Source organism: Streptomyces goshikiensis, assembly GCF_014650555.1.
Taxonomy (GTDB): domain Bacteria; phylum Actinomycetota; class Actinomycetes; order Streptomycetales; family Streptomycetaceae; genus Streptomyces; species Streptomyces goshikiensis.
In genome coordinates this window covers 1-20266 of sequence record NZ_BMVE01000015.1, presented here as the reverse complement: position 1 = coordinate 20266, position 20266 = coordinate 1, and the positions used below count along the sequence as shown (strand labels likewise).

Below are 20266 nucleotides of genomic sequence, written 5' to 3'. Positions count from 1 at the left end.
GCAGGCTGGCCGGTATGACGCACCCTCGTCCAGTAGGTCTCCTGGACCCGGCAACGCACACCTGGCTGACCCGGCACGCCCTGCCCGGGGCCCTGATCCACGAGGTGGACCCGCTGTCCGGCGGGTTCACCAACGACATGTCCCTGCTCACCATCCGCCGCCCCGACGCCGCGGGCGCGGAGCGCTACGTGCTGCGACACCACCGGCCTTGCATCAGCCGGTTCCCGCGCAACACGTGTGCGGTGGAGATCGCCGTCCTCGGCCGGGCGGCGGCCCGTGCCGTCCCCGTGACCGCGGTGGTCGCGGCCGATCCGCAGGGTCGCGCCACCGGCCGCCCCACCCTGCTCTACCGGTTCGTGGAGGGGATCCTGCTCAGCCAGGTACTCGCGGATGGTCCGGCGAGCGGCGAGGCGCGGGCCCTGGGCCGGGCCGTCGGCGCGGTGCTTGCGGGGATCGGCCGGGTCGAACTGCTCCGTCCAGGTGTCTTCGGCGACTCCTCGCTGGTGCCGGCCCCGGACGGCGCAGACACGTTGAGCGACCTGCCCGGTTTCGTCGACCACTGTCTGGTCACGGGGGCATCGGACGGGCCGCTGAGCGGGGCGGACTCGGCCATGCTGCGTGCCCTGGCCCGCCGCGGGCCTGTGGCACTTGCCGCCGTGGCGGGTGAACAAAGCCTGGTGCACGGCGACTTCAACCCGAAGAACGTCCTGATGCGGCGGCTGGCGGGGCAGTGGGCGGTGGCCGCGGTGCTCGACTGGGAGCTCGCCTTCAGCGGCTCCCCGCTCTTCGACGTCGGGAACATGCTGCGCTTCGCCCACGAATATCCGCCCGCCTTCACCGCGGGCTTCGTCGATGGCTTCCGAGGCGGGAACGGCCGGCTACCCGCGGACTGGCTGCGGCTCAGCCGGACACTTGACCTCTTCGCGCTCGCGGACATCCTCACCGCTCCACCCGACTCGGCCTACTTCGCCCGCGCACGCGCCGTACTACGGCGATCCGCCACCGACCGGTGCTGACTCCTTACGACCTCATCCGTCTCCGGTCGTCCCCGCTTTCCCATCCGGCCCGGGCGTCGCGGGCGTCGCCCCATTCCCAGGAGACAACCGCTGTCCGCGTCGGCCGTGGAATTCTGCCAATAGACGTCCAAAAAAGGCCGAGAGGTGTCACACGGCCTTCTTTTCAACATCGAAAATTCCGGTTAACGTGCCTGGACCGACGTGAAAGACCCTTTGACCGAGGGAGAGTTTCGCCGTGGAGATCGGAAGTCCGGAATATGCCGTGAAGACGCTCACGCCGACCGTTCGGTGCAATGGGACACCTCCCACGCCCGCCCTGCGAGAAGGGCCGTACTACAAGCCCGACACACCGCTCAGGACCAGCTTTCGGGGCGATGTGGACGAGGGTGTCCCGATGTTGCTGCACGGCGCCGTGCGCACCCCCGAAGGGAAACCGATCGGCGGCACCTTGCTCGACTTCTGGCAGGTCGGGGACGCCGGGGTCTACGACGACGACGGCTTTCGACTGCGCGGCCATCAGTTCGCGGACGCCGAGGGACGGTGGCGGCTGGAGACGGTCCTGCCCGCCATGTATCCGGGACGGACGCGGCATGTGCACGTGAAGGTGCAGCCGCCCGGCGGAGCCGTGCTGACCACGATGCTGTATTTCCCCGGCGAACGCCGAAACCACCTCGACAAGTATTTCCGGCCAGAATGTCTGATGGATGTACGGGAGACGCCCGAGGGTTGGGACGCAGCGTTCACCTTCGTCCTGGACGTGTGAACTCACACCCCCGCAATGCCGAGGGAAGCGCTTCATTTCACGGCTTGGATATATCGATATTCGCCGTCCGCCGTGTCCGCGGACAGAAGTCGACAGGAGTCACATGGCCGACCTCATGCGCGTCCAGAGCGGTGCCCGGGGTGACACACGAAGCGATGCCCTGAGCTACGCGCAGAAGCACCTGTACTACCCGGTCAGCGCGTACGAGATGGACCACGGCGAGGGCGTTTACCTGTATGACACCGACGGTAACGCGTATCTCGACTGCGCTTCCGGCACTTTCAATCTGAGCCTCGGCTACGGGCACCCCGAGGTGGTCAAGACCATGCGCGAGCAGGTCGAACGGCTGGTGCACACCACGTCGAGCTTCCAGACCGCGCCCGTCAACGAGCTCGTACGGCGGCTGATCGAGGTCACCCCGCCGAACCTGACCAAGGTGCACCTCAAAGTCTCGGGCGGCTCCACCGCCAACGAGGGCGCGGTCAAGATGGCGCAGGTCGCCACCGGCCGCCGTGATGTCGTCACTCTGTTCCGCAGCCACCACGGGCAGACCATGATGACGACCACCATGTCGGGCGAGTCCTTCCGCAAGGCTCCTTTCCCTCACCTGATGCCCGGCGTGCTCCAGGTCCCCGACCCCTACTGCCTGCGCTGCTTCTACCGCCAGGCGGGCCCCGACAGCTGCGGCATGCTCTGCGTCGAGCGCATCAACGACTTCCTCGACCACGCCAGCTCCGGCAGCGTCGCCTGCGTGGTCGTCGAACCGGTCTCGGGCAGCGGCGGCAACATCGTGCCCCCCGACGGCTACCTGCCCGCGTTGCGCGCCCTGTGCGACGAACGGGGCATCGTCCTCATCTTCGACGAGATCCAGACCGGCATAGGCCGGGTCGGCCGGATGTTCGCCGCAGAGCACTACGGGGTCCGGCCCGACATCCTGACCACCGCCAAGGGCCTCGGCGGCTCCGGAGCCCAGATCGCGGCCATCGTCGCCGACGAGCGGATGTCCGGGCTCAGCGCCGACCACCACTCCTTCACCTACGGCGGCAACGTCCTCGCCGCCGCGGCGGCGGCCACCACCCTCGACGTGATCGGCCGCCCCGGCTTCCTGGAGAACGTCCGGGAGGTCGGCGCCCACATCATGGAAAGGCTGCGCGCGCTGGCCGCCCGCCACCCCGCCGTCGTGGACGTGCGCGGCCTCGGCCTGATGATCGGGATCGAGATCGGTGACGACCGGGGACGCCCGCACAGCGAGCGGGCCCAGACCCTGGCCCGGCGCGGCATGGAACACGGACTGATCCTGCGGACGTCCCGCTACGGCCGGGGCAACGTGATCAAGATCCGCCCGCCGCTGATCCTCACCCGCGCAGAGGCCGATCTGCTCTGCGACCGGATCGAAGCCCTCTTCGCCGCCGAGGCCGCCGCATGAACGGCCGCGAGCACAGCGGTCCCTCGGGGGCCACGGCCGTGCGGCGGTATGTGACCGGCCTCGCCACGGCCGTCCGTGAGGCCGTACTGGCAGCCCAGCACAGCTCGGCCAGCCGGCTGGTCCGGGGCCACTCGCCGGGCGGTGACGCCCAGTTCGGCCTCGACGACATCGCGGAGGCGGCCACCTGGAAGTACGTCGCCGACCACGATCTGCCGGTCGCCGTCTACTCCGAGGACCGCGGCCTGCAGTACCACGGCACGGACCCCGCCCACCTGCTGGTCGTCGACCCCATCGACGGCACCCGGCCCGCCGTCGCCGGCCTGGAGTCGGCCACCGTCTCGGTCGCCGTCGCCCGCATGTCGCAGTGCCCACGCATCGCCGACGTCGAACACGCGATTCTGATGGAGCTGCGCACGGGCGCCTACCTCTACGGGGACCGGGTGACGCCCGGCATCACCGCGTACGGCTACGACCATCCCGTCCCGGCGCTGACCCGCACCACCGACCCCGCGCGGATGCTCTGGTCACTGGAATTCAACGGCCACCCGGCCCATCTGATGACCGAGGCGTACGGCCACCTCATCGACCGCTCGGCCAACACCGGCGGGGTCTTCGTCTTCAACAGCGCGACCTGGTCCATCTCCCGGGTGCTCACAGGCCAGCTCGACGCCTACGTCGACATCGGCAACCGGCTGCTGCGCGACGATCCGGCGCTGCTGTCCGAGTTCGAACGCGTCGGCAACGGCCGGGTCCTGCACCTGTTCCCCTACGACATCGCGGCGGCCGTCTTCCTCGCCGAGCGGGCCGGGGCGGTCATCACCGACGCATACGGACAACCGCTCGGCAACACCGTCCTGACCGACCTGAGCATCGCCAACCAGCGTTCCTGCGTGGCCGCTTCCACCCCCGAACTCCACCGCGCCTTGTTGTCGACGATCCGCTGGAAGGAGTGACGTCCATGTGCCCCCCGAACACCCCGCCCGCCCGCGCGGCCACCGCGACGGCGGACGACACCGAGTTCCGGACCTTGCTCGACCGGCTCTCCGACAAGGCCACTGCCGACTACTACAACCCCTTCACCACTTTTGACTGGCCGGCCACGATCCCCACCGATGAGCTGTGGATGTCCCCCGAACTGCTCTCCCTCCACGGCACCGAGCTGATGGACGAACTGAGCACCGCCCAGCTCCAGGCCCTGAGCCGGTGGGAGAGCGTCAACTTCTACAGCCTCAACGTGCACGGCATCCGCGAACTGCTCATCGAGGTCACCCGGCGCGTCCACACGCCCGGCTTCGAACTCCCCTCCGAGTTCTTCCATCACTTCATCGGTGAGGAGAACGACCACATGTGGTTCTTCGCCACCTTCTGCCTCAAGTACGCCGGCAAGATCTACCCCGACAAGTCGGTCAAGCTGCCCGAGGCCCCGCGCGACCCGGACATCGAGAACTTCCTGGTCTTCGCCCGGATCCTGGTCTTCGAGCAGATCGTGGACCACTACAACGTCCAACTGGCCGCCGACCGCCGCCTGCACCCGACCGTCCGGCACATCAACCGGCTGCACCACCAGGACGAATCCCGGCACATAGCCTTCGGCTGCCGCCTCGTGCACCTGCTGTGGGAGCGGCTCCTCGACCGCGGTCTGGACGAGGCGGCCCGGCACGAACTGCGCGGCTACCTCGGCCGCTACCTCACCACCAGCATCGAGTCCCTCTACAACCCGGCCGCCTACCGCGACGCAGGGCTCCCGGACGGCTTCGCGCTGCGCCGGCGGCTGCTCGCCCACCCTGCCCGACAGGCCGCGCACGCCAAGGTCCTGCACAAGACGACCGGCTTCCTCAATCGGATCGGGGTGTTCGATGACCATCGCTGACCCCACGGCCGAGGGCGAGACAGGGACCACCTGGTCGGTCCGGGACGGGCTGGCCACCCTCGACGAACCCGCCGTCCTGCTCAAGGGCGCCCTGGACGCGGTGTTCACCCGCTGGGGCACGGAGGCCGGAGCCCGGCAGCAGAGCTACCCACCGCTGCTACGGGCCGACGAACTGCGGACTCTCGACTACTTCCGCAACTTCCCGCACCTGGGCAACCCGGTCACCCGCATCCGCGCCGACCGACTGGCCGCCCACGCCGCGGCCGGGCCCTCGGCCACCGCCCTGTCCGCGGCGGACCTGGCCGATGCCACCCACCTGCTGCCCTCCGCGGCCTGCTACGGCTGCTTCCTGCACCTCTCCGGCACCAGCGCCGACGCTCCCGTCCTGATCAGCACCGTCGCGCAGTGCTACCGCAACGAGGACCACCACGACGGGCTGCGCCGGCTCTGGGGTTTCACCATGCGGGAGATCGTGTGCGTCGGCTCCGCCGAAGCCGTACGGGCCCACCTCGACCGGCACCAGGATCGGATCGCCTCCTTCGGCGAGGCCCTCGGCCTCACCCTGGACCGACAGCCCGCCACCGACCCGTTCTTCGAGAAGGACGGCTCCCGCTCGGTCATGCAGGTGCTGGCCCCGGTGAAGGACGAGTACCTGCACATCGACGGCACCGCCGTTGCCTCCACCAACAACCACCGCAACTTCTTCGGCGAGCGCCGTGCCATCCACCACGCGGGCCGCCCCGCCTTCACCGGCTGCGTCGCCTTCGGCCTGGAGCGATGGGTGCATGCCCTGGGTGACCTCTTCGAGGGGGACCTGGCGGCCGCGCACCGCGCGGTACGGCGGTGGGGGGAACGCTCGTGACCCGGCTGGCAGTCCGGCTCGGCCTCGCGCTGCCGCTGCTGCAAGCCGGAATGGGCGCCGTCGCCGGGCCCGGGCTGTGCGCCGCGGTGTCCCGGGCCGGAGCGGGCGGCACCCTCGCGCTGTACAAGGAACCGCCCGCACGAGCCGCCCGGCTGGTCCGTGAGGTGGTGGCTGCCACCAGCCGCCCGTTCGGCGTGAACGTGGTCCCCGAGGTCACCGGTCCCGCCGCCTGCCTGGAGCAGCTCCGGGCCGTCCTGCCCGAACTGCCCCGGGGTGCCTTCGTCACCTCCTTCGGGTTGCCCGACGCCGACGCGGTCCAGTCCGTTCGGGCCGCCGGGCACCCGCTGGTGATCCAGGTCGGCACCCTCGCGGACGCGGGCACCGCCCTCGAACGAGGCGCGGACGTCCTGGTCCTCCAGGGCACCGAAGCCGGCGGTCACCTGCTCGGCCGGCTGCCCGTGGGCCTCCTGCTGGCCGACGTCCGGGCCCGCTACCCGCACGCGGTACTGGCCGTCGCGGGCGGGATCGCCACCGGAGGTGACCTCGCGGACGCCGTGGCCCGAGGCGCGGACGGAGCCATGGCCGGAACCCTGTTCGTCCCGGCCGAAGAATCCACCGCGCACCCGGAGTTCAAACGGCGGGTGGTCGAGGCCGTGGCCGACGACACCCTCGTCACCTCCCTGTTCGACATCGGCTGGCCGCACCGCCCGCACCGCGTCCTGCGCAACCCCCTCACCGCCGCCGGCCAACGCGCCCCGGCCCTCTTCATAGCCACCACCCGGGTGGACGGGAGGGAGCACCCGGTACCGCGCTACAGCGCGGCTGCGCCGGGGAACGGAACCACTGGCCGCATTGACGAGATGGCCATGTACTGCGGCAGGTCCTGCACCCGCGTCACCGCCCAGCAGCGGGCCGCCGTCACCGTCGCCCGGATCAGCCAGGAGTACGACAAGGCCCGCGAGGAGCGATGACCATGGACGACGTGACCAAGCCGGTCGTGGACTGGCTGCTCGAACGCAACCCGACCGTCGACGAGATACCGGAGGACCTCGACCTGATCGAGAACCGGCTGATCGACTCACTCGGCTTCATGGAGTTCGTTCTGCTGCTGGAGGACCTGATCGGGCGGGAACTGCAGCTCGACCAGATCGACGTGGACCAGTTCCGCACGCTTCGCTCCCTCACGCACCACTTCCTGAAGGGGTGAACCGTCCATGGCACAGGAAGCGCAACCCGGACCCGGTCGGGTCATCTCCCTGCACCTTGCCGCGCGCACCGGCGACCCCACCTTCCGCGTCGCACAGGCCCACGCGGTGGCAGGCCACGGCCTGGCAGGAGACCGCAACTACTGGGCGGGCGAGGGCCCCCGGCCCCGCCTCCGGGGCACCGGCCGGTCGTCCGGAGTCTGCGACGTCACCCTCATCGAGGCCGAGGCCCTCGAAGCCCTGGCCCGCGAACACGGCATCACTCTCACCCCCGCCGAATGCCGGCGCAACCTCGTCTGCCGCGACATACGGCTGAACCCGCTGGTGGGCCGCGAGTTCCGGATCGGCGCGGTGATCCTGCGCGGTCTCAAACTCAGCGAACCCTGCGCCCGCCTCGAACAGCTGGTCCGCCCCGGCCTGATCCGCGGCCTGCTGCACCGCGGCGGACTGCGGGCCGAGGTGCTCCGCGGCGGGATCATCCAGGCGGGCGACTGGATCCTCCCGCTGCCATTCGAGGATCCCGAGCGCGTCCGCATCCCCGCCGGCGCCGAACCACCGCCGCTCGCCGTGCCGGCGGGTGTGCACGACGGACCCACATCACCTTTGCCGACGACGGCCCTCGACCGGCTCCCCGTCCGCACCGGGACGCCTCGTGAAGGGCGGGGGAACCCGTAAGCCGGCGCACCTGTGGCCGGGAACAGACCAAGCACCCATGCCTGCGGATCCGGACGGCTCACCCGCGCCCCGCGCGCAGGGCGAACCGCCCGGCCGTAGCCCTGCAGACAGGAAGACAGCATGGCGATCGAAGGCGCCGCCCCCGGGCGGACAGGCGGCACGGCACCGGATTTCGGTGCGGACGCACCCTCGGCCAAGGCCGTAGAACGCGCGGAAGCGGCCTCCAAGGAGCTCGCCGCGGCGGGGACGGCTGTCTCCGTCCGCCTGTTGGAGTGGGGCTTCGCCCTCCTTCTCGACCAACGGGCCGCGGACCGCCTCGCGGACCTCGACGGCGCCGGACCGTCCGCCAGCGCCTTCCGCGACCTGGTGGCGAAGGTGCTCGCCGGGGCCCTGCCCGCGGAAGTCGCAGGAGCCGTCGGCGCGGCACTGACCGGTCGGGCCGAGCAGATCCGGTCGGCCGCCCTGGGTGCCGGGTGCGAGCTGCTTTCACCGTGGTCCGCGCCCACTCTCCTCACCCCCATGGCCCTTGACGCACCGCCGCGCGCGACCGGCCTCTGGTTCAGCGTGTTCACACCGGGCGCGAGCTGGGGAGCCGACGCACCGTTCACGGCCCATTACGCCTCCGAAGCCCCTGCCCTGGCCGTCTTCCGCGATGACCTGTACTGCGTCTACCAGGGCCGGGGCGACAACCCCTCCCTGTGGTGGACCGCGCACCACGCGGACGGCAACTGGTCCGACAACCGGTCGCTTGCCGCCCACCACACCCTGGGCAGCCCGGCCCTGGCCGTGTTCCAGGACCGGCTGTACTGCGCGCACCGCGGCGGCTCGGGCGACTGGGGCATCGCGCTGACCTCCTACGACGGCAGTGCCTGGATGCCCGACCGGCCGGTCCCGAATGCCGAGAGCGTCTACGGACCGGCGCTGGTCGCCTTTCGTGACGCGCTCCACCTCGCCTACGCTGACGCCGCTCAGCGGATCATGGTCACCACCAGCCGGGACGGCCGCAGCTGGACAACCCCCGAGCCCGTTCCCGGCTGCGCCACCACGAGGTCCCCGGCGCTCGCCGTGTACGACGGCACCCTCCACCTGCTGCACGGCAACCCCAAGGACGGGGCCATCCACTGGAGCCGGCTGCGCGACGCCGGCTGGACCTCCGAGGGCGCCCTGCCGGGGCACCGTACTCGGAGCAACATCGGCCTGGCGGTCTTCGACGGCAAGCTGATGTGCGTCCACCGCGACCCCGCGCGCCAGCAGCTGTGGTGGTCCGCCTTCGACGGCGCCGGGTGGAGCACGGACACGGAGATGCCGGGGCACAGCAGCAAGTACGGTCCGGCGCTCGCCGTGTACCGGGACCGGGTCGGAACCCACGACCAACTCCTCTGCGTCCACCGGGGCCACGCCCAGCGCTACGTCACCTCGGCAGGGGAGGTAGTGACCGACGAGGACCCCGCGGGACTGCACGAACTCGACGACCCGAGCTCCGTCGCCGACTGAGACCGGCCCAAGCGGCCGGGGCAAGACCGCTCCCTGCGCGGAGCCGCTCGCGGCAGTGGGGAACAGGCAGCAGCTCCCACTGGCCTTTCCGTCTCGCGCCACCTGCCGGCCGGTTCTTGCACAGCGGCCGGACGGCGGGAGCGGGCCAAGCCCCGGCTGACGGTGATGCCCGCAGGCACCCCTGACCCCGCACGAGAGGAGCGACCGCCGCATCGTGATCGGCCGGCCGGCCGTGACGAGGTCGCCGGCCCTACCGTTGGACGGAACGCGGCACAAGGGAGGCGCGACGGGCAGTGGTCATCTGGATCAACGGGGCTTCGGCAGCGGGAAGAACACCCTGGCGGCCGGACGGCACCAAGTGCCGCCCGGTTCGGTGATGGTCGACCCGGAGGAGACCGGCGACCCGCTGCGACGACGCCCGCGGCGAGGCCGTACGCACGTACCGGCGGCGGCGGGCGGCGGACTACGCCGCTGCCGCCGAAACATGGGTGCACGCCGACAGCCACGTCATAGGCACCAGCCCCCTGACAGCGGACGCGGCCCTCCACGCCGCCCTCGCTCATCCCTCCTGCCCGACCACCTCGCAACCGCCCATGGAGTCCGACCCTGATGACCAGCGCAACCGACCTCACCACCGTCCGGCTGGGTACCCGGCCCAGCCCCATGGCTCTCGAACAGACCGGGCGCTTCGCCGACGTCTTCCGGGCCCGGTACCCGCAGGTGGTCCTCGACATCGTCGAGATCGTCTCCGAAGGCGACCGGCACGGTGGCCCGCTCTCGGCGATCGGCGGCAAGGGCGCCTTCACCCGCAACGCGGACCGGTACCTCCTCGACGGCCGCGTCCAGGCCACGATCGCGTGCGCCAAGGACGTGCCCGGCCCCCACGACCGCTCCCCCGGCATCGTCATCGCAGCGGTCCTGCCCCGAGAGGACACCCGCGACGTCCTCGTGCTCCCGACCGGACACCCCGCGACCACGCTCGCCGAACTACCGCCCGGCACCCGGGTCGGGACCAGCGCACCCCGCCGGTCAGCCCTTCTCAAAGCCCTCCACCCCACGCTCGTACAGGTACCGATCCGCGGCAACGCCGACAGCCGGCTGCGCGCACTCGACGAGGGAAGGCTCGGCGCGGACGTCATGATCGCCGCTCTGGCCGGCCTGCGCCGGCTCGGCCACGAGGACCGGGCCTCCGAGATCCTCGACCCCGCCGTGTGGCTGCCCGCGGCCGGCGCGGGGACCGTGATCGTCGAGCACCGATCCGACGACCCCGCCACCGGAGGGCTGCTCGCCGCTCTCACTCATGCCCCCACCCGGATCCTGCTCGACGCCGAGCGGGCCGCGCTCGCCACGCTGCACGGCGGGTGCCTGACCGCGGCCTCCGCTCACGCCACCCTCGATGCGGTGTCGGGAGTCGTCACCGTGCACGCGGCCGTCCTCGACCCGGCCGGCGGCACCCCTCTGCGCGCCAGCGCATCCGGTCCCGCGACGACGCCCTCCGCTGTCGGGCAGGATGCGGGCCGACAACTCCTCGGCGCCGGGGCAGCACGGCTCCTCGGACGACCCGCATGACCGAGCCTCAGGCTGGGTGCGGGCAGACGACCTACTCCAGGCAGGTACTCGAACCCGCCGGTTCGGTACGGCTGTCGGTGGACGAGGTGGTGCACGACAGGTGCGGCCGGTATGGGCTGGACTACCCGAAGAACACATATTTCGAGAAGGAAGCCCCGGTCGTCGCCGAGCTCCAGGGGCGCCTGGTTGAGCTGGTAGCGGAGGGCGTGGACGTGGTGTCGGATCACGGATTGCGGCCGCGCAAAAACCGGCCGGGCCGGCTGTGGCAGCCACCATCGACCGGCCTCAGTCTGGCTTGCGATCCGCCATGCAGCGTCTACGCGGCGGTCAGGCTGAGCAGCTTCGCTGTTGGCCGGCTCGTCGAACACCGATCCGCCGCCTACCCGCCGCCTCAATGCCCGACCGACCGACATACACAACCGAATACGAGAGACTGAGCCGACAGCCCGGATTCATCGCCTTCCAGCTCCTCAAGGCCGCAGCCCGGCCCCTCGCCTGACCGAGCGCCAACCTACCGGCTCACCCCTTGGGAGCTCAGCAAATGCCAGCACGTACTGGTAACCCGGGCTATTCGAAATTGCGGAATGGCCGGCCTTCCACAGCATGCGCGAGCTGCTCGTGCGTACGAGTCCTGGGGCGGACATTGGCCGGCTCGGGTTAGTTGGCCTCCCCCAGGTAGCTGAGGGCTTCGCGGAAGTCATCGAGGGCGGCCCTGAACTCGTGCGCGGCGGTGTGGAAGGTCGATCGGTCGATCAGGATCCTGGCCAGTGTTCGCGTTCCGTCTACCGGGTCGTGCTGAGACAGCCGACGGGCCAGGCCCACTCCGTCGTCGAACAAGGAGCGCACCCGCTCCGCGAACAGGTGGGTGCGATTCTCCCAGTACACGGCAGAGCGGACGGTCAGGACCCGGTGCAGCCGAACAAGTTCGGCCAGATGCTGGTCCGGATCCTCGGCGGCTCGCGGAGCCATGGCGTCCACCTCTTCTCGGAGGGCATGACGGCTGTCGAAGTAGCGCCGCTTGCCAACGGGCGACCAGGGCATGGGCGCCGCCCCCGAAGGCGGACACGGTCCATCGGGCGCAGGCCGATCGCTTTCGGCGCCGGAAAAGGACAGCAGTACCGCCCAGAACGTCGCCTGATAGCCACTCCAGGACTTCCGCTCACCGGTATCGGCCAACTCCGTCAGCAAGGCGAGTGCCTCTTGCCGCACGAGGGCTGCCTGCTCCCCCCGGCCGTAGGTATCGAGTATGAGCGCGTACCCGATGAGCGAATAGAGATGGCAGGCCATCGAGCCGCGATCGTTCGCGGCTTCGTCAGCTTCCATGCTGACGAGTGTCTCGAACGCGGCGAGCGTTTCGCCGGACCGGCCGGCGTCATGGAGAGCGGCGATCCACTCCATGAGTGTCCAGGCGAGACCCCCACTGCCAGGCCCGTTAGGCAGGATCGCCGCGACCAACTCGGTCATGGCATCGGCAGCCTCGGTGTATCGGCCTGCCTCGGAAAGACCGGCAGCCCACTTGTGCAGCCCCTTGACCACGGGGTCTCCGGAGAGTTCGGCCTGAGCACGGCCAATGTCGAGCATCTCGGCGCGCATAGCGAGCCCTTCGGCACGACGACCCAGGCCATACAGCTCGCTTTGGCAACTGTCGAGGGCCCTGTACAGAGCATCTGCACGGGAAGGTTCGGTCGGATCGATGGACCGCGCCACGGCCACCGCCTCCTCGCACAGCGCGAGACTGGCTACATGCTTCTTACCGGTGCTGGTGTCGTAACTCAGACGTTGCAGCGCCCTGGCCAGGAGCGGCAAGTACGAGGCGGGGCTGACCTGGGCGAGCACCCGATAGGCGTCGACTTCCTCGCGCGGCGTGCGGTGTCCCGACGCGAGCAGCACATTCCGCGCCCGCACTATGTCGTCCTGATCGACTTTCCCCGAGTGATTCATAACGGAGATTCTGGGTGCCCCGGAGAGGACCGGACAAGGCTGGTCGCCTGTGCCGTTAGTCCTACGAAAACGCCTTCTGACCTGTCATGATGGGTGTGACACCACTTCCCCGGGGTATACCGGTCACTGGCCTGTCGGTTCTTGCGGAGTTCCCTTCGTGCCACCTCTGCCGCGTATCCCGGGCGAGTGTTGCCTGCTTCCTGGGCTCAGAGCGTGGCGGTGTTGATGTGGATGCCCAGGAGACCGCTGAGGACGACGGCTGGGAGTTCGCCGGCCAGTTCCATGAGTGCGGTGTTGCGTCCGGCTCGAGCTTTGATCCCGATGCGGTTCAACCGGGCCGTGATGGAGACGCCGTCCATAGGGCGTTCGGGGAATGCGCCGGGGAACAGCCAGGGTGTGCTGTCCGTGTGGCCCACCACGGCGTGCCCCTGGCGCGTGCCAACGAGTTCTGGAACGAGGCCGGCCAGGGGTTCCGGTATTTCGAGTGGCTTCCTCCCGAGCCATAGCTGGACCCCATCGTGAGTCTTGGTGACGTGCGAGGTGGTCAGGGCCGCGATGCGAGCGCAGGACTGGCCGTAGAGAAGAACGAGGCAGCCGGCGACCCGGTCCGTGGTGGCGATGGTTGTGTCGTGGAGAAGGCGGCGGCTCAGGTCCCATCGTTGATCGACTTCAGCGAGCATTTCCTGGCCGCGCGAGGTGGTGTGTGTGGGCGCTGTGATGTTGTGGGCGTGTCCGCGGCTGACGACCCAGACGAGGAAGTTCCGGATGGCGTATCTGCCGGATTCCTCGGAGCTCAGCCACTGATCGATGTCGCTCTGTGTGCATGTTTCCAGGCTCGCCCCGCGCTCTCGAAGCCATGCGAGCAAGCGGATGGCGGCCCGGATTTCGTATCTCATGAAGTTGTATCCACCGCTGGTTATTGGGTGGCGCCGGGGGGAGCGCCGCCGAAGACGTCGCAGATAGAACCACGCGGTGAACGCCCTGATGACCTGGCGTTCCTCGGGCTCCTGGACCTCCTCCACGACGCTGTTGACCCATTCCTCAAAGCGGATCAGGAGTTCGTTACGTTCGGCCAGTACGCCTGTCGATACCAGAGCGGCGCGGAGGTAACGGATCGAACGGGGCTGTGGAAGGCGGTCGAGTACTTCGTGGGTGACGGGTCCGCTCTCAGCTGCCGATGCCCGGAGGAGAAGGGGGGTTCCGGGGTTCCGTAACCGAATGAGCAGGGAGTGGGGATTACTGGCGGCCAGGGCGGTCAGGACGGGCACGAGTTCCGGGCGGACTTCGCCGTCCGGTCCGGTGAGGAGAGAGCGCAGCTGCCGCGGCGCGGCGCACTTCGGGCAAAGCCCGAAGTGGTGGAGTCGACTGGTGTCGCCGCACTCGACACATTCGCGGAAGGACAACGGGCTCTTGCGGAAGCAGCGCCCGCAGAGCGGCCGGTCGTCAGGCGTGCGGCTGGACACGTATCGAAGGTTCGCGCAGATGCTGCACGGTTCCCGGCGCCGGCTGCAAGGAGGGCAGAGCGCCCCGCCATCGGCGGTCCGGGCATAGACCTCGTGGGTGGTGCCGCAGTACGAGCAGGGCTCGCGAACGTGTCTGTTGCCGCTGGTCAGGGAGACGACGAGTGGGGTGCCGTGGCGGTCGACGATGAGGTGGGGCTTACTGCCCGGGTGGCGTGGCCGACCGGCGAAGGTCCGGTGTCAGCCCCCTTTGAGGGCCCTGACGTGCGAAGCGTCGATCGCCGCGTCGTCCAGGTCACCCTGCCGCCCGCGGTTCCGCCCGCCATGAAGACCTCGTGCAGACGGGGCCACGCCCCGGCCTCGGTCATCCAGTCCCGCAGCCGCCGGCAGGTCGTCACACCACTGCAGCCGACCTGCTCGGCGGGAACGTCACGCCAGCTCACGCTCTTGCACAGCACGTAAACGATGGCCCGCAACGCCGCACGATCGTCCATCGACTGATGTCCCGGATCGGTACCGCCGAGAAGGACGTTCAGGTAGCAGCGGGGCGACACGTTTCCGCCGCCTCGGGTAGGCAGGGATGGGAGAGGACTGGGTGGGCCTGGCATGTGGTGTCGCGGCGAAGCCCTCTTCGGAACCCGCTCTCCCCGCCCCGGAGCCGGCGACGTGACGGCAAGCCCCGGGGACGAGGGGCGGTGAGCCGCAGCCGCCCTTCCTGGGGCGACCAAGGCTCCGACAGTTGACAACAAACGGTGTCATGTCGGATGTCCGCCGCGCCGAGCCGACGGGGCAATCACCCAGATGCCGACGGCGCACCACTACCGGCTGCCTGCTGCTCGCCTATCTGACGCTCCTGGCAGGCGGTCAGCCCGTCGAAGTCGACGGGCTGTAACGATCACGGCCTGCGGAGCGGGCAGGCCGGCCAGCCAGCCCTGCTCGATAGCGCGGATTCGACGAGGATGGCCTGACCGTCGCCGATTTGCGTGACCAGAACTGGCCTCGACCATCCAGCGCGTAAGGTGTCCGCGAAGAACCTGCGGGCAGGTGAGACTCGAACCCCCAAGCACGTTCGCCGTCGATGGCGTGACGGTTGAGCTCAGCGACGCCACGGCCGGCACGTACGACAGGCCGAGGAAGGCTTCGTGGATGTCTTCGCGTCGTTCCCATCGAGTCCGGAGCCGACGGAAGCCGTGGAACCAGGCGATCGTCCGCTCGACAACCCACCGGTGGATTCCGAGTGCTGATCCGTGCGGGACGCCACGGCGGGCGATCACGGGTTCGACGCCGGTCGCCCAGACCAGCCGGCGGTAGTTGTCGTTTTCGTAGCCGCGGTGGGTCAGGAGCGTGTCGGAGCATCCGCGAGGACGCCCCAACAGGCCGGTGACCGGCAGAATCTTCCGCAGCAGCGGCATCAGCCGGCTGGCATCGTTGCGGTTCCGGCCGGTCAGCGACACGGTGACTGACGCCAACGGGCAGCGGCTGGAGTACGGTCAGAGGACCCGAAGCTGGCCGGCTCTGACCTGGCTCACTGGACTGGTCTCGCAGCCGCGAGATCAATCCGAACTGGCGCGACTCCTCATCGGCCCTGATACCTCCAGGACATCCGCACGCTCCTGCAGCGCCTCAACACAGTCCCAGAGGGCCGGCCCCGGCAGACCGATGTGCTCACGCATCACCTTGAGGGCCTGCACATTGCGACCAGCGGTGATCAGTTCGTCCACCTCCACTCCCGCCTCGACCGACAGCTTGCTCCACAACGCATCGTCCATGCTCGTATTGAACCTGCAGGAAAACCGCGCCTCCCTCAGCCCCCACGGTCCCGTCCAGCAGCACCTCCCTGACATCCCCGTACCCGGGGGTGCAGGGCGTGGACATGCCGCCAGGGTCGGCCGGCCAGTGCGGCCAGTCGCCAGTACTCCAGGCGGTCCCTACGCCTGGCCATGAGGTGAACGTGAACCTGGGCCAGGAACCCCTTGAGCGCGGTATAGCCAGCCGTGTAGTTCTCCTCTTGCCCTCCGCCACCGGTCGGGCTGCTCACGTGGGTCTCGTTTCGATCGTGGGTCTCGTTTCGATAGGGAGCCAGGACCTGGAGAGCCCACGACGCTGGGCCTGCCATGGATGCGACAGGAGGGGGCCGGGCAAGGACGGCTGGTGCCCGTGCCCGTCATGCCCTACTGCGCGCGGTGTGGTTTGTGGCGGGCGACCTGCAGGCGGATCTCGGTGGGCGAGTCGGGTGAGCCGGTGGACCGTCGAGCGGTAGGGAGCGGGCCTTGGCACAGGGCGTTGAGGGTGGCGCCGGGTGTTCCCTGGGGGGTGAGAGTGAGCTTGACGCGGGTGCGGGGGTGGGTGGGCCGGCCGGTGATGTGTACGGCCGCGTGCTCGACGCCCGGCAGGGCGCCGGCGTCGGCGGCGATGGCGTCGCTGAGCGCGCGGCCGCTCAGTTCCACGCCTTCCTGTGGGGGCGTGCCGCCGACGGGCAGGGCTCCGGGGCGGCGTCGGCGCATTTGGTCGAGCAGCCACCACAGGGCGAGCAGGGCGGCAAGGGCGAGGGCGGCGATGACCGCGGGCCACCACCACCAGCCCTGACTGCTCCAGTGGGCGCGGTCGGCGGAGCCGAGCAGGACGTCGTCCGGTCGGGTCAGAGGCCAGTCGGCGGGCGGGTCCAGAGCCTGTCGCCGGTAGATGTCGAGCCCGGCGAAGAGGATCAGCAGACCGCCGCCGAGCAGTACCAGTCCGGCGATGGCGAGCAGACTGCGGTTGAGTACGGTTCGCGGCGTCATGATGTGGGCTCCGGTGCGGGGGGATGTCGCTCAGTCGGTGCGTCGCCGCACCCGTACGACGATGCGGGGAGGGCGGGCGAGGGCGAGCCGGTCGCGTTCCTCGTGGAGGACGGCAGTGAGGTCGTCCTTGACCTGCTGGAGGTCGCGGAATCGGACGTCCGCGCGGGCCTTGACGCGGTGGCGGCGCACCCGGATGCGAGCCGTACTGACTCCCGGGACCTGCATGGCGGCGTCGCGCAGCAGGTCGGCGGCGCCGTCGCGGTCCAGGCAGGCTCGCACTCCGGGAGTGGGGGTGCGCAGGGGCAGCTGGTGGCGGAGGCCGGGGGTGAGGGCCAGGACGATCAGCCAGAGGCCGACGGCGGTGGCCACGGCGGCTCCCGTGAGCATCCACACGTCGTCCACGGGGCGGGTGCCCAGTTCGCCCGTCAGGTGCCGTCGCCAGGCTGCCGCGGGGCGTCCCGCCCGTACGGCGACGACGTCGACCAGCGCCGCGCCCGCCGCCACGAGAATCACCGCGGCGACCAGCGCGGCCGGGAGGCGACGCGCGGACCACGGGCGGTGGGTCCGGTGCCATTGGTCGTGCTCGCCCGCTACCGGGTCCGGTGGAGGGGATGTCTTGGTGAGCGGCGCGGTGGTGCGGAGCGTGGGTGGCGCGCCGCTGGGGGCGGAAGTGTGGGGGTCGGATGTCATCGCGGTCCTCCTTCCTGCGTGGCGCGACCGGTGGAGCCGGCAGTGCGCCGGCTTACTGGACCCGCTCTCGCCCCGGGCCTGCCGCGGTCACCAGTCGTCGCACGGTGAGGGCGACCGCTCCCACTTCCAGGCCGGTCAGCTGAGCCACCCGTTCGGCGACGTCGTGCTGGATCTCCTCGCAGACGTGGGAGATGTCGATGGGGTAGGGAAGGTCCATGTCCAGGTGCAGGCGCACCGATCCGGTACGGATGGCGGCGGAGACGCCGGGCGCGTCCGGTTTGCCGCGGTCGGGCGGCATGGGGGCGCGCCTGGCCTGCGCCGTGCGCGCGGCCTGAGCGGCGATACGGGCGACCACCCTGTCCGGGATGACGGTGGCGCCGCGCTCAGCCGGAGGCGGCAGGCCGGCGGCACGCCCCGGCGGCCCCAGCCCTTCGCCCAGGGGCTGGGAGCCGGGCCGGGTGTTCACCGCTGCCTCCGTGTGTGGAGGTCGAGGTCGCCCTGTACGGCAAGGCCGGCGACCATACCCGCCGCACCCAGAACGAGAACCAGCAGGAATGCCCAGAAGCCGCCGAAGTAGCCGGCGAAGCCCAGAGCCATGCCGGCCGCGAGGCCCGCTGTCGCTGCGTTCATGATGTACTCACCCGTCTCACGGAGTGATCGCCTGTGTGAGGTCTGCTCTGCCCGGGGCATGGGCGTGGTCACGGCGATCGGTCAGCTCACGCGGCTCTCGTCCGGTTCGGCTTCTTCCTCCTCGTCGGGGAGGTGGACGTCGTCGACGGCGATGTTCACCTCGACGACCTGCAGGCCCGTCATCCGTTCCACGGCGCTGATCACGTTGGTGCGGACGTCGCTGGCGACGTCGACGATGGAGATGCCGTAGTCGACGACGATGTCCAGGTCCAGCGCGGCCTGACGCTCGCCGACTTCGGCCTTCACCCCGCGCGTGGCACCTTGGCCCGCACCCGTGCCGGGGACGCGTTCCCGCACGGCGCCGAGGGCGCGGGCCATCCCGGCTCCCATGCTGTGAATACCGGGTACTTCGCGTGCGGCCATGCCCGCGATCTTGGTCACCACGCCGTCCGCGATGGTGGTCTTCCCCCGTGTCTCGGCCGGAGCCCCCGCCCCGGTGCGGCCCTTCAGCGCGCTTTCGCCCGTGTCGGGCCGGATACCCCCGCCGACGCTGGTGGTGTTGTCCGTCATGGTGGTCGCCTCGATGGGTCGGTGGGGCATCTGCGTCGTGCCCCTCAAGAAGTTGGACGCCCGAAGCGGCGTATCTCTCACAGACGTAACGTGTGATGTGTGCTGTATGTACGTGATTGATACGTAATGAGGGTGCACGCTCTTCCCGAGGTGCCCCGCGGGAGCCTCATGACCGAACGTAGCGCCTCACCACAGCCTGGAGGCGGCCTGCCGGACGGGCTCTTGGCCGTACGGGCGGCCGAGGGAGACGAAGACTCTTTCGCCGTGCTCGTCCAACGGCACAGCCAGTCCCTCCTCACCCTGGCCCGTGGCATGCTCGGCAGCCCCCAGGATGCCGAAGAGGCCGTCCAAGACGCCTTCCTCAGCGCCTGGCGGCGGCTGCCGGAGTACCGTCACGCTGCGGAATTCCGCACTTGGATGTACCGGATCACCGTCAACCGCTGCCTGACCATGCGACGGCGCCGAACGCCGCCCGTCCCGCTGAGCACCGTCGCCGAACCCGCGACCGCCGACGCGTGGACCCAGCCCGCCCGGTCCGCCGAGCAGGACGCGGCCACCGCGGCCCTCTCCCACGCCCTCGCCGAGCTGGACGCCGGACAGCGGGTCTGCTGGATCCTGCGCGAACTGCAGGGCATGCCCTACAAGGAGATCGCCCACGTGACACGGACCAGTGAGCAGACCGTGCGCGGCAGACTGTTCAGAGCACGCCGATCCCTGCAGGAGGCGATGGGCCCATGGCGCTAGACGACCCGCACGCCCGGCCCTCCGGACCGCGCCGAGCCGCCGGGACCCCCACCAGCCCGACGGCGGCCGACGTACCCCTGTTCGCGGGTGATGAGGTACTGCCCTGTGGCCGTCTGCTCAGCCGGGTCTGGGAACAGACACAGGACGCCGCGCCGGCCTCGGACCCCCACATGGCGTCCTGTCCCCACTGCAGCGAGGCGGCCGAGGGGCTGGCCACGGTGAACGCGGCCACCCGCGCGCTTCGTACGCAAGACCTCCCCGGCCTGCACGCACTGGCCGACCGCGTCATGGACCTGGTCAGGGCAGAGAGCCGGCTCGGACGGCTGCTGCCCCTCGCCGACCCGGACCGGGACCTGAGGCTCGCCGAGAGCGCCGCCGTGAAGGTACTGCGGCAGGCCGCGGACACGGTTGACGGCACCAGGGTCGCGACCTGCCGGCTCACCCCCGCGGACGACGGCGCCGACGTACGGGTGACCATGACTCTGGACGCAGCGCTCGACCACCCGCTGCCCGACCGAGTGGAGCGGGTACGGCAATCGGTACTCCACGCGGCCGTACAGGACCTGGGTCT

24 protein-coding genes are annotated in these 20266 nt (G+C 70.1%); 14 read left to right on the top strand and 10 right to left on the bottom strand.

Annotated features, from left to right (window positions below; genetic code table 11):
- Positions 1 to 14 precede the first annotated feature (14 nt).
- The 12 genes from IE248_RS31305 to IE248_RS31250 all read left to right on the top strand — a co-directional run bounded on the left by IE248_RS31305 (position 15) and on the right by IE248_RS31250 (position 11317).
- Positions 15 to 1016 carry a phosphotransferase family protein gene (locus IE248_RS31305; protein WP_190032410.1) on the top strand — a complete coding sequence of 334 codons (1002 nt, stop codon included), beginning with the start codon at positions 15 to 17 and terminating at the stop codon, positions 1014 to 1016.
- Positions 1017 to 1251: 235 nt separating this feature from the next.
- Positions 1252 to 1779, top strand: coding sequence for a dioxygenase family protein (locus tag IE248_RS31300; protein WP_073795589.1), 528 nt, complete (start codon positions 1252 to 1254; stop codon positions 1777 to 1779).
- Between the two features lie 103 nt (positions 1780 to 1882).
- Positions 1883 to 3205, top strand: a complete 1323-nt coding sequence (locus IE248_RS31295) for an aspartate aminotransferase family protein (protein WP_229895658.1) — start codon at positions 1883 to 1885, stop codon at positions 3203 to 3205.
- Complete coding sequence (locus IE248_RS31290) at positions 3202 to 4158, top strand: inositol monophosphatase family protein (protein ID WP_190032409.1); 957 nt, start codon at positions 3202 to 3204, stop codon at positions 4156 to 4158. The genes IE248_RS31295 and IE248_RS31290 overlap by 4 nt, the downstream gene beginning before the upstream one ends.
- 5 nt (positions 4159 to 4163) lie before the next feature.
- A complete protein-coding gene (locus tag IE248_RS31285; RefSeq protein ID WP_190032408.1) occupies positions 4164 to 5075 on the top strand; it encodes a diiron oxygenase in 912 nt (303 codons plus the stop codon).
- Positions 5062 to 5937, top strand: coding sequence for a class-II aminoacyl-tRNA synthetase family protein (locus tag IE248_RS31280; RefSeq protein ID WP_190032407.1), 876 nt, complete (start codon positions 5062 to 5064; stop codon positions 5935 to 5937). The genes IE248_RS31285 and IE248_RS31280 overlap by 14 nt, the downstream gene beginning before the upstream one ends.
- Positions 5934 to 6908 carry an NAD(P)H-dependent flavin oxidoreductase gene (locus IE248_RS31275; protein ID WP_190032406.1) on the top strand — a complete coding sequence of 325 codons (975 nt, stop codon included), beginning with the start codon at positions 5934 to 5936 and terminating at the stop codon, positions 6906 to 6908. Before IE248_RS31280 ends, IE248_RS31275 begins: the two co-directional genes overlap by 4 nt.
- 2 nt (positions 6909 to 6910) lie before the next feature.
- Positions 6911 to 7144 (top strand): acyl carrier protein, encoded by a 234-nt coding sequence (locus IE248_RS31270; RefSeq protein ID WP_190032405.1) that lies wholly within the window; start codon positions 6911 to 6913, stop codon positions 7142 to 7144.
- 7 nt (positions 7145 to 7151) lie between these two features.
- Positions 7152 to 7817, top strand: coding sequence for an MOSC domain-containing protein (locus IE248_RS31265; RefSeq protein ID WP_190032404.1), 666 nt, complete (start codon positions 7152 to 7154; stop codon positions 7815 to 7817).
- Positions 7818 to 7937: 120 nt separating this feature from the next.
- A complete protein-coding gene (locus tag IE248_RS31260; RefSeq protein ID WP_190032403.1) occupies positions 7938 to 9311 on the top strand; it encodes a sialidase/neuraminidase family protein in 1374 nt (457 codons plus the stop codon).
- Positions 9312 to 9920: 609 nt separating this feature from the next.
- Positions 9921 to 10880, top strand: a complete 960-nt coding sequence (gene hemC, locus IE248_RS31255) for a hydroxymethylbilane synthase (RefSeq protein ID WP_190032402.1) — start codon at positions 9921 to 9923, stop codon at positions 10878 to 10880.
- Positions 10877 to 11317, top strand: coding sequence for a P-loop nucleotide/nucleoside kinase family protein (locus IE248_RS31250; protein ID WP_190032401.1), 441 nt, complete (start codon positions 10877 to 10879; stop codon positions 11315 to 11317). The genes hemC and IE248_RS31250 overlap by 4 nt, the downstream gene beginning before the upstream one ends.
- A 220-nt stretch (positions 11318 to 11537) precedes the next feature.
- Here the strand turns inward: IE248_RS31250 and IE248_RS31245 are convergent, their stop codons facing one another.
- From IE248_RS31245 to IE248_RS31200, 10 genes are all read right to left on the bottom strand, one after another.
- Entirely contained in the window at positions 11538 to 12821 is a 1284-nt protein-coding gene (locus IE248_RS31245) for a hypothetical protein (protein WP_190032400.1), read from the bottom strand.
- A gap of 206 nt (positions 12822 to 13027) precedes the next feature.
- Entirely contained in the window at positions 13028 to 14284 is a 1257-nt protein-coding gene (locus IE248_RS31240) for a hypothetical protein (protein WP_190032399.1), read from the bottom strand.
- Positions 14285 to 14430: 146 nt separating this feature from the next.
- Positions 14431 to 14775, bottom strand: a complete 345-nt coding sequence (locus IE248_RS31235; protein ID WP_190032398.1) for a transposase — start codon at positions 14773 to 14775, stop codon at positions 14431 to 14433.
- Between the two features lie 324 nt (positions 14776 to 15099).
- Entirely contained in the window at positions 15100 to 15735 is a 636-nt protein-coding gene (locus tag IE248_RS38630; RefSeq protein WP_190032397.1) for a transposase, read from the bottom strand.
- A gap of 99 nt (positions 15736 to 15834) precedes the next feature.
- Entirely contained in the window at positions 15835 to 16050 is a 216-nt protein-coding gene (locus IE248_RS31225) for a hypothetical protein (RefSeq protein WP_190032396.1), read from the bottom strand.
- A 402-nt stretch (positions 16051 to 16452) separates the two neighbouring features.
- Positions 16453 to 17061, bottom strand: coding sequence for an alkaline shock response membrane anchor protein AmaP (locus IE248_RS31220; protein WP_190032395.1), 609 nt, complete (start codon positions 17059 to 17061; stop codon positions 16453 to 16455).
- A gap of 30 nt (positions 17062 to 17091) precedes the next feature.
- Positions 17092 to 17751 (bottom strand): DUF6286 domain-containing protein, encoded by a 660-nt coding sequence (locus IE248_RS31215; protein WP_229895657.1) that lies wholly within the window; start codon positions 17749 to 17751, stop codon positions 17092 to 17094.
- Between the two features lie 52 nt (positions 17752 to 17803).
- The gene (locus tag IE248_RS31210; RefSeq protein ID WP_229895656.1) at positions 17804 to 18217 is read right to left on the bottom strand and encodes an Asp23/Gls24 family envelope stress response protein; all 414 of its coding nucleotides are present in this window, start codon (positions 18215 to 18217) and stop codon (positions 17804 to 17806) included.
- Positions 18214 to 18381 (bottom strand): hypothetical protein, encoded by a 168-nt coding sequence (locus tag IE248_RS31205; protein WP_190032394.1) that lies wholly within the window; start codon positions 18379 to 18381, stop codon positions 18214 to 18216. The genes IE248_RS31210 and IE248_RS31205 overlap by 4 nt, the downstream gene beginning before the upstream one ends.
- An 81-nt stretch (positions 18382 to 18462) precedes the next feature.
- Positions 18463 to 18951 carry an Asp23/Gls24 family envelope stress response protein gene (locus IE248_RS31200; RefSeq protein WP_190032510.1) on the bottom strand — a complete coding sequence of 163 codons (489 nt, stop codon included), beginning with the start codon at positions 18949 to 18951 and terminating at the stop codon, positions 18463 to 18465.
- Between the two features lie 168 nt (positions 18952 to 19119).
- On the opposite strand from IE248_RS31200, the gene IE248_RS31195 reads away from it, so the two are divergent.
- Positions 19120 to 19695: an RNA polymerase sigma factor gene (locus IE248_RS31195; RefSeq protein ID WP_190032393.1), complete on the top strand. Its 576-nt coding sequence runs from the start codon at positions 19120 to 19122 to the stop codon at positions 19693 to 19695.
- A partial coding sequence (locus IE248_RS31190) for a hypothetical protein (protein ID WP_190032392.1) occupies positions 19686 to 20266 on the top strand: 581 nt, incomplete at its 3' end. The genes IE248_RS31195 and IE248_RS31190, both read left to right, overlap by 10 nt.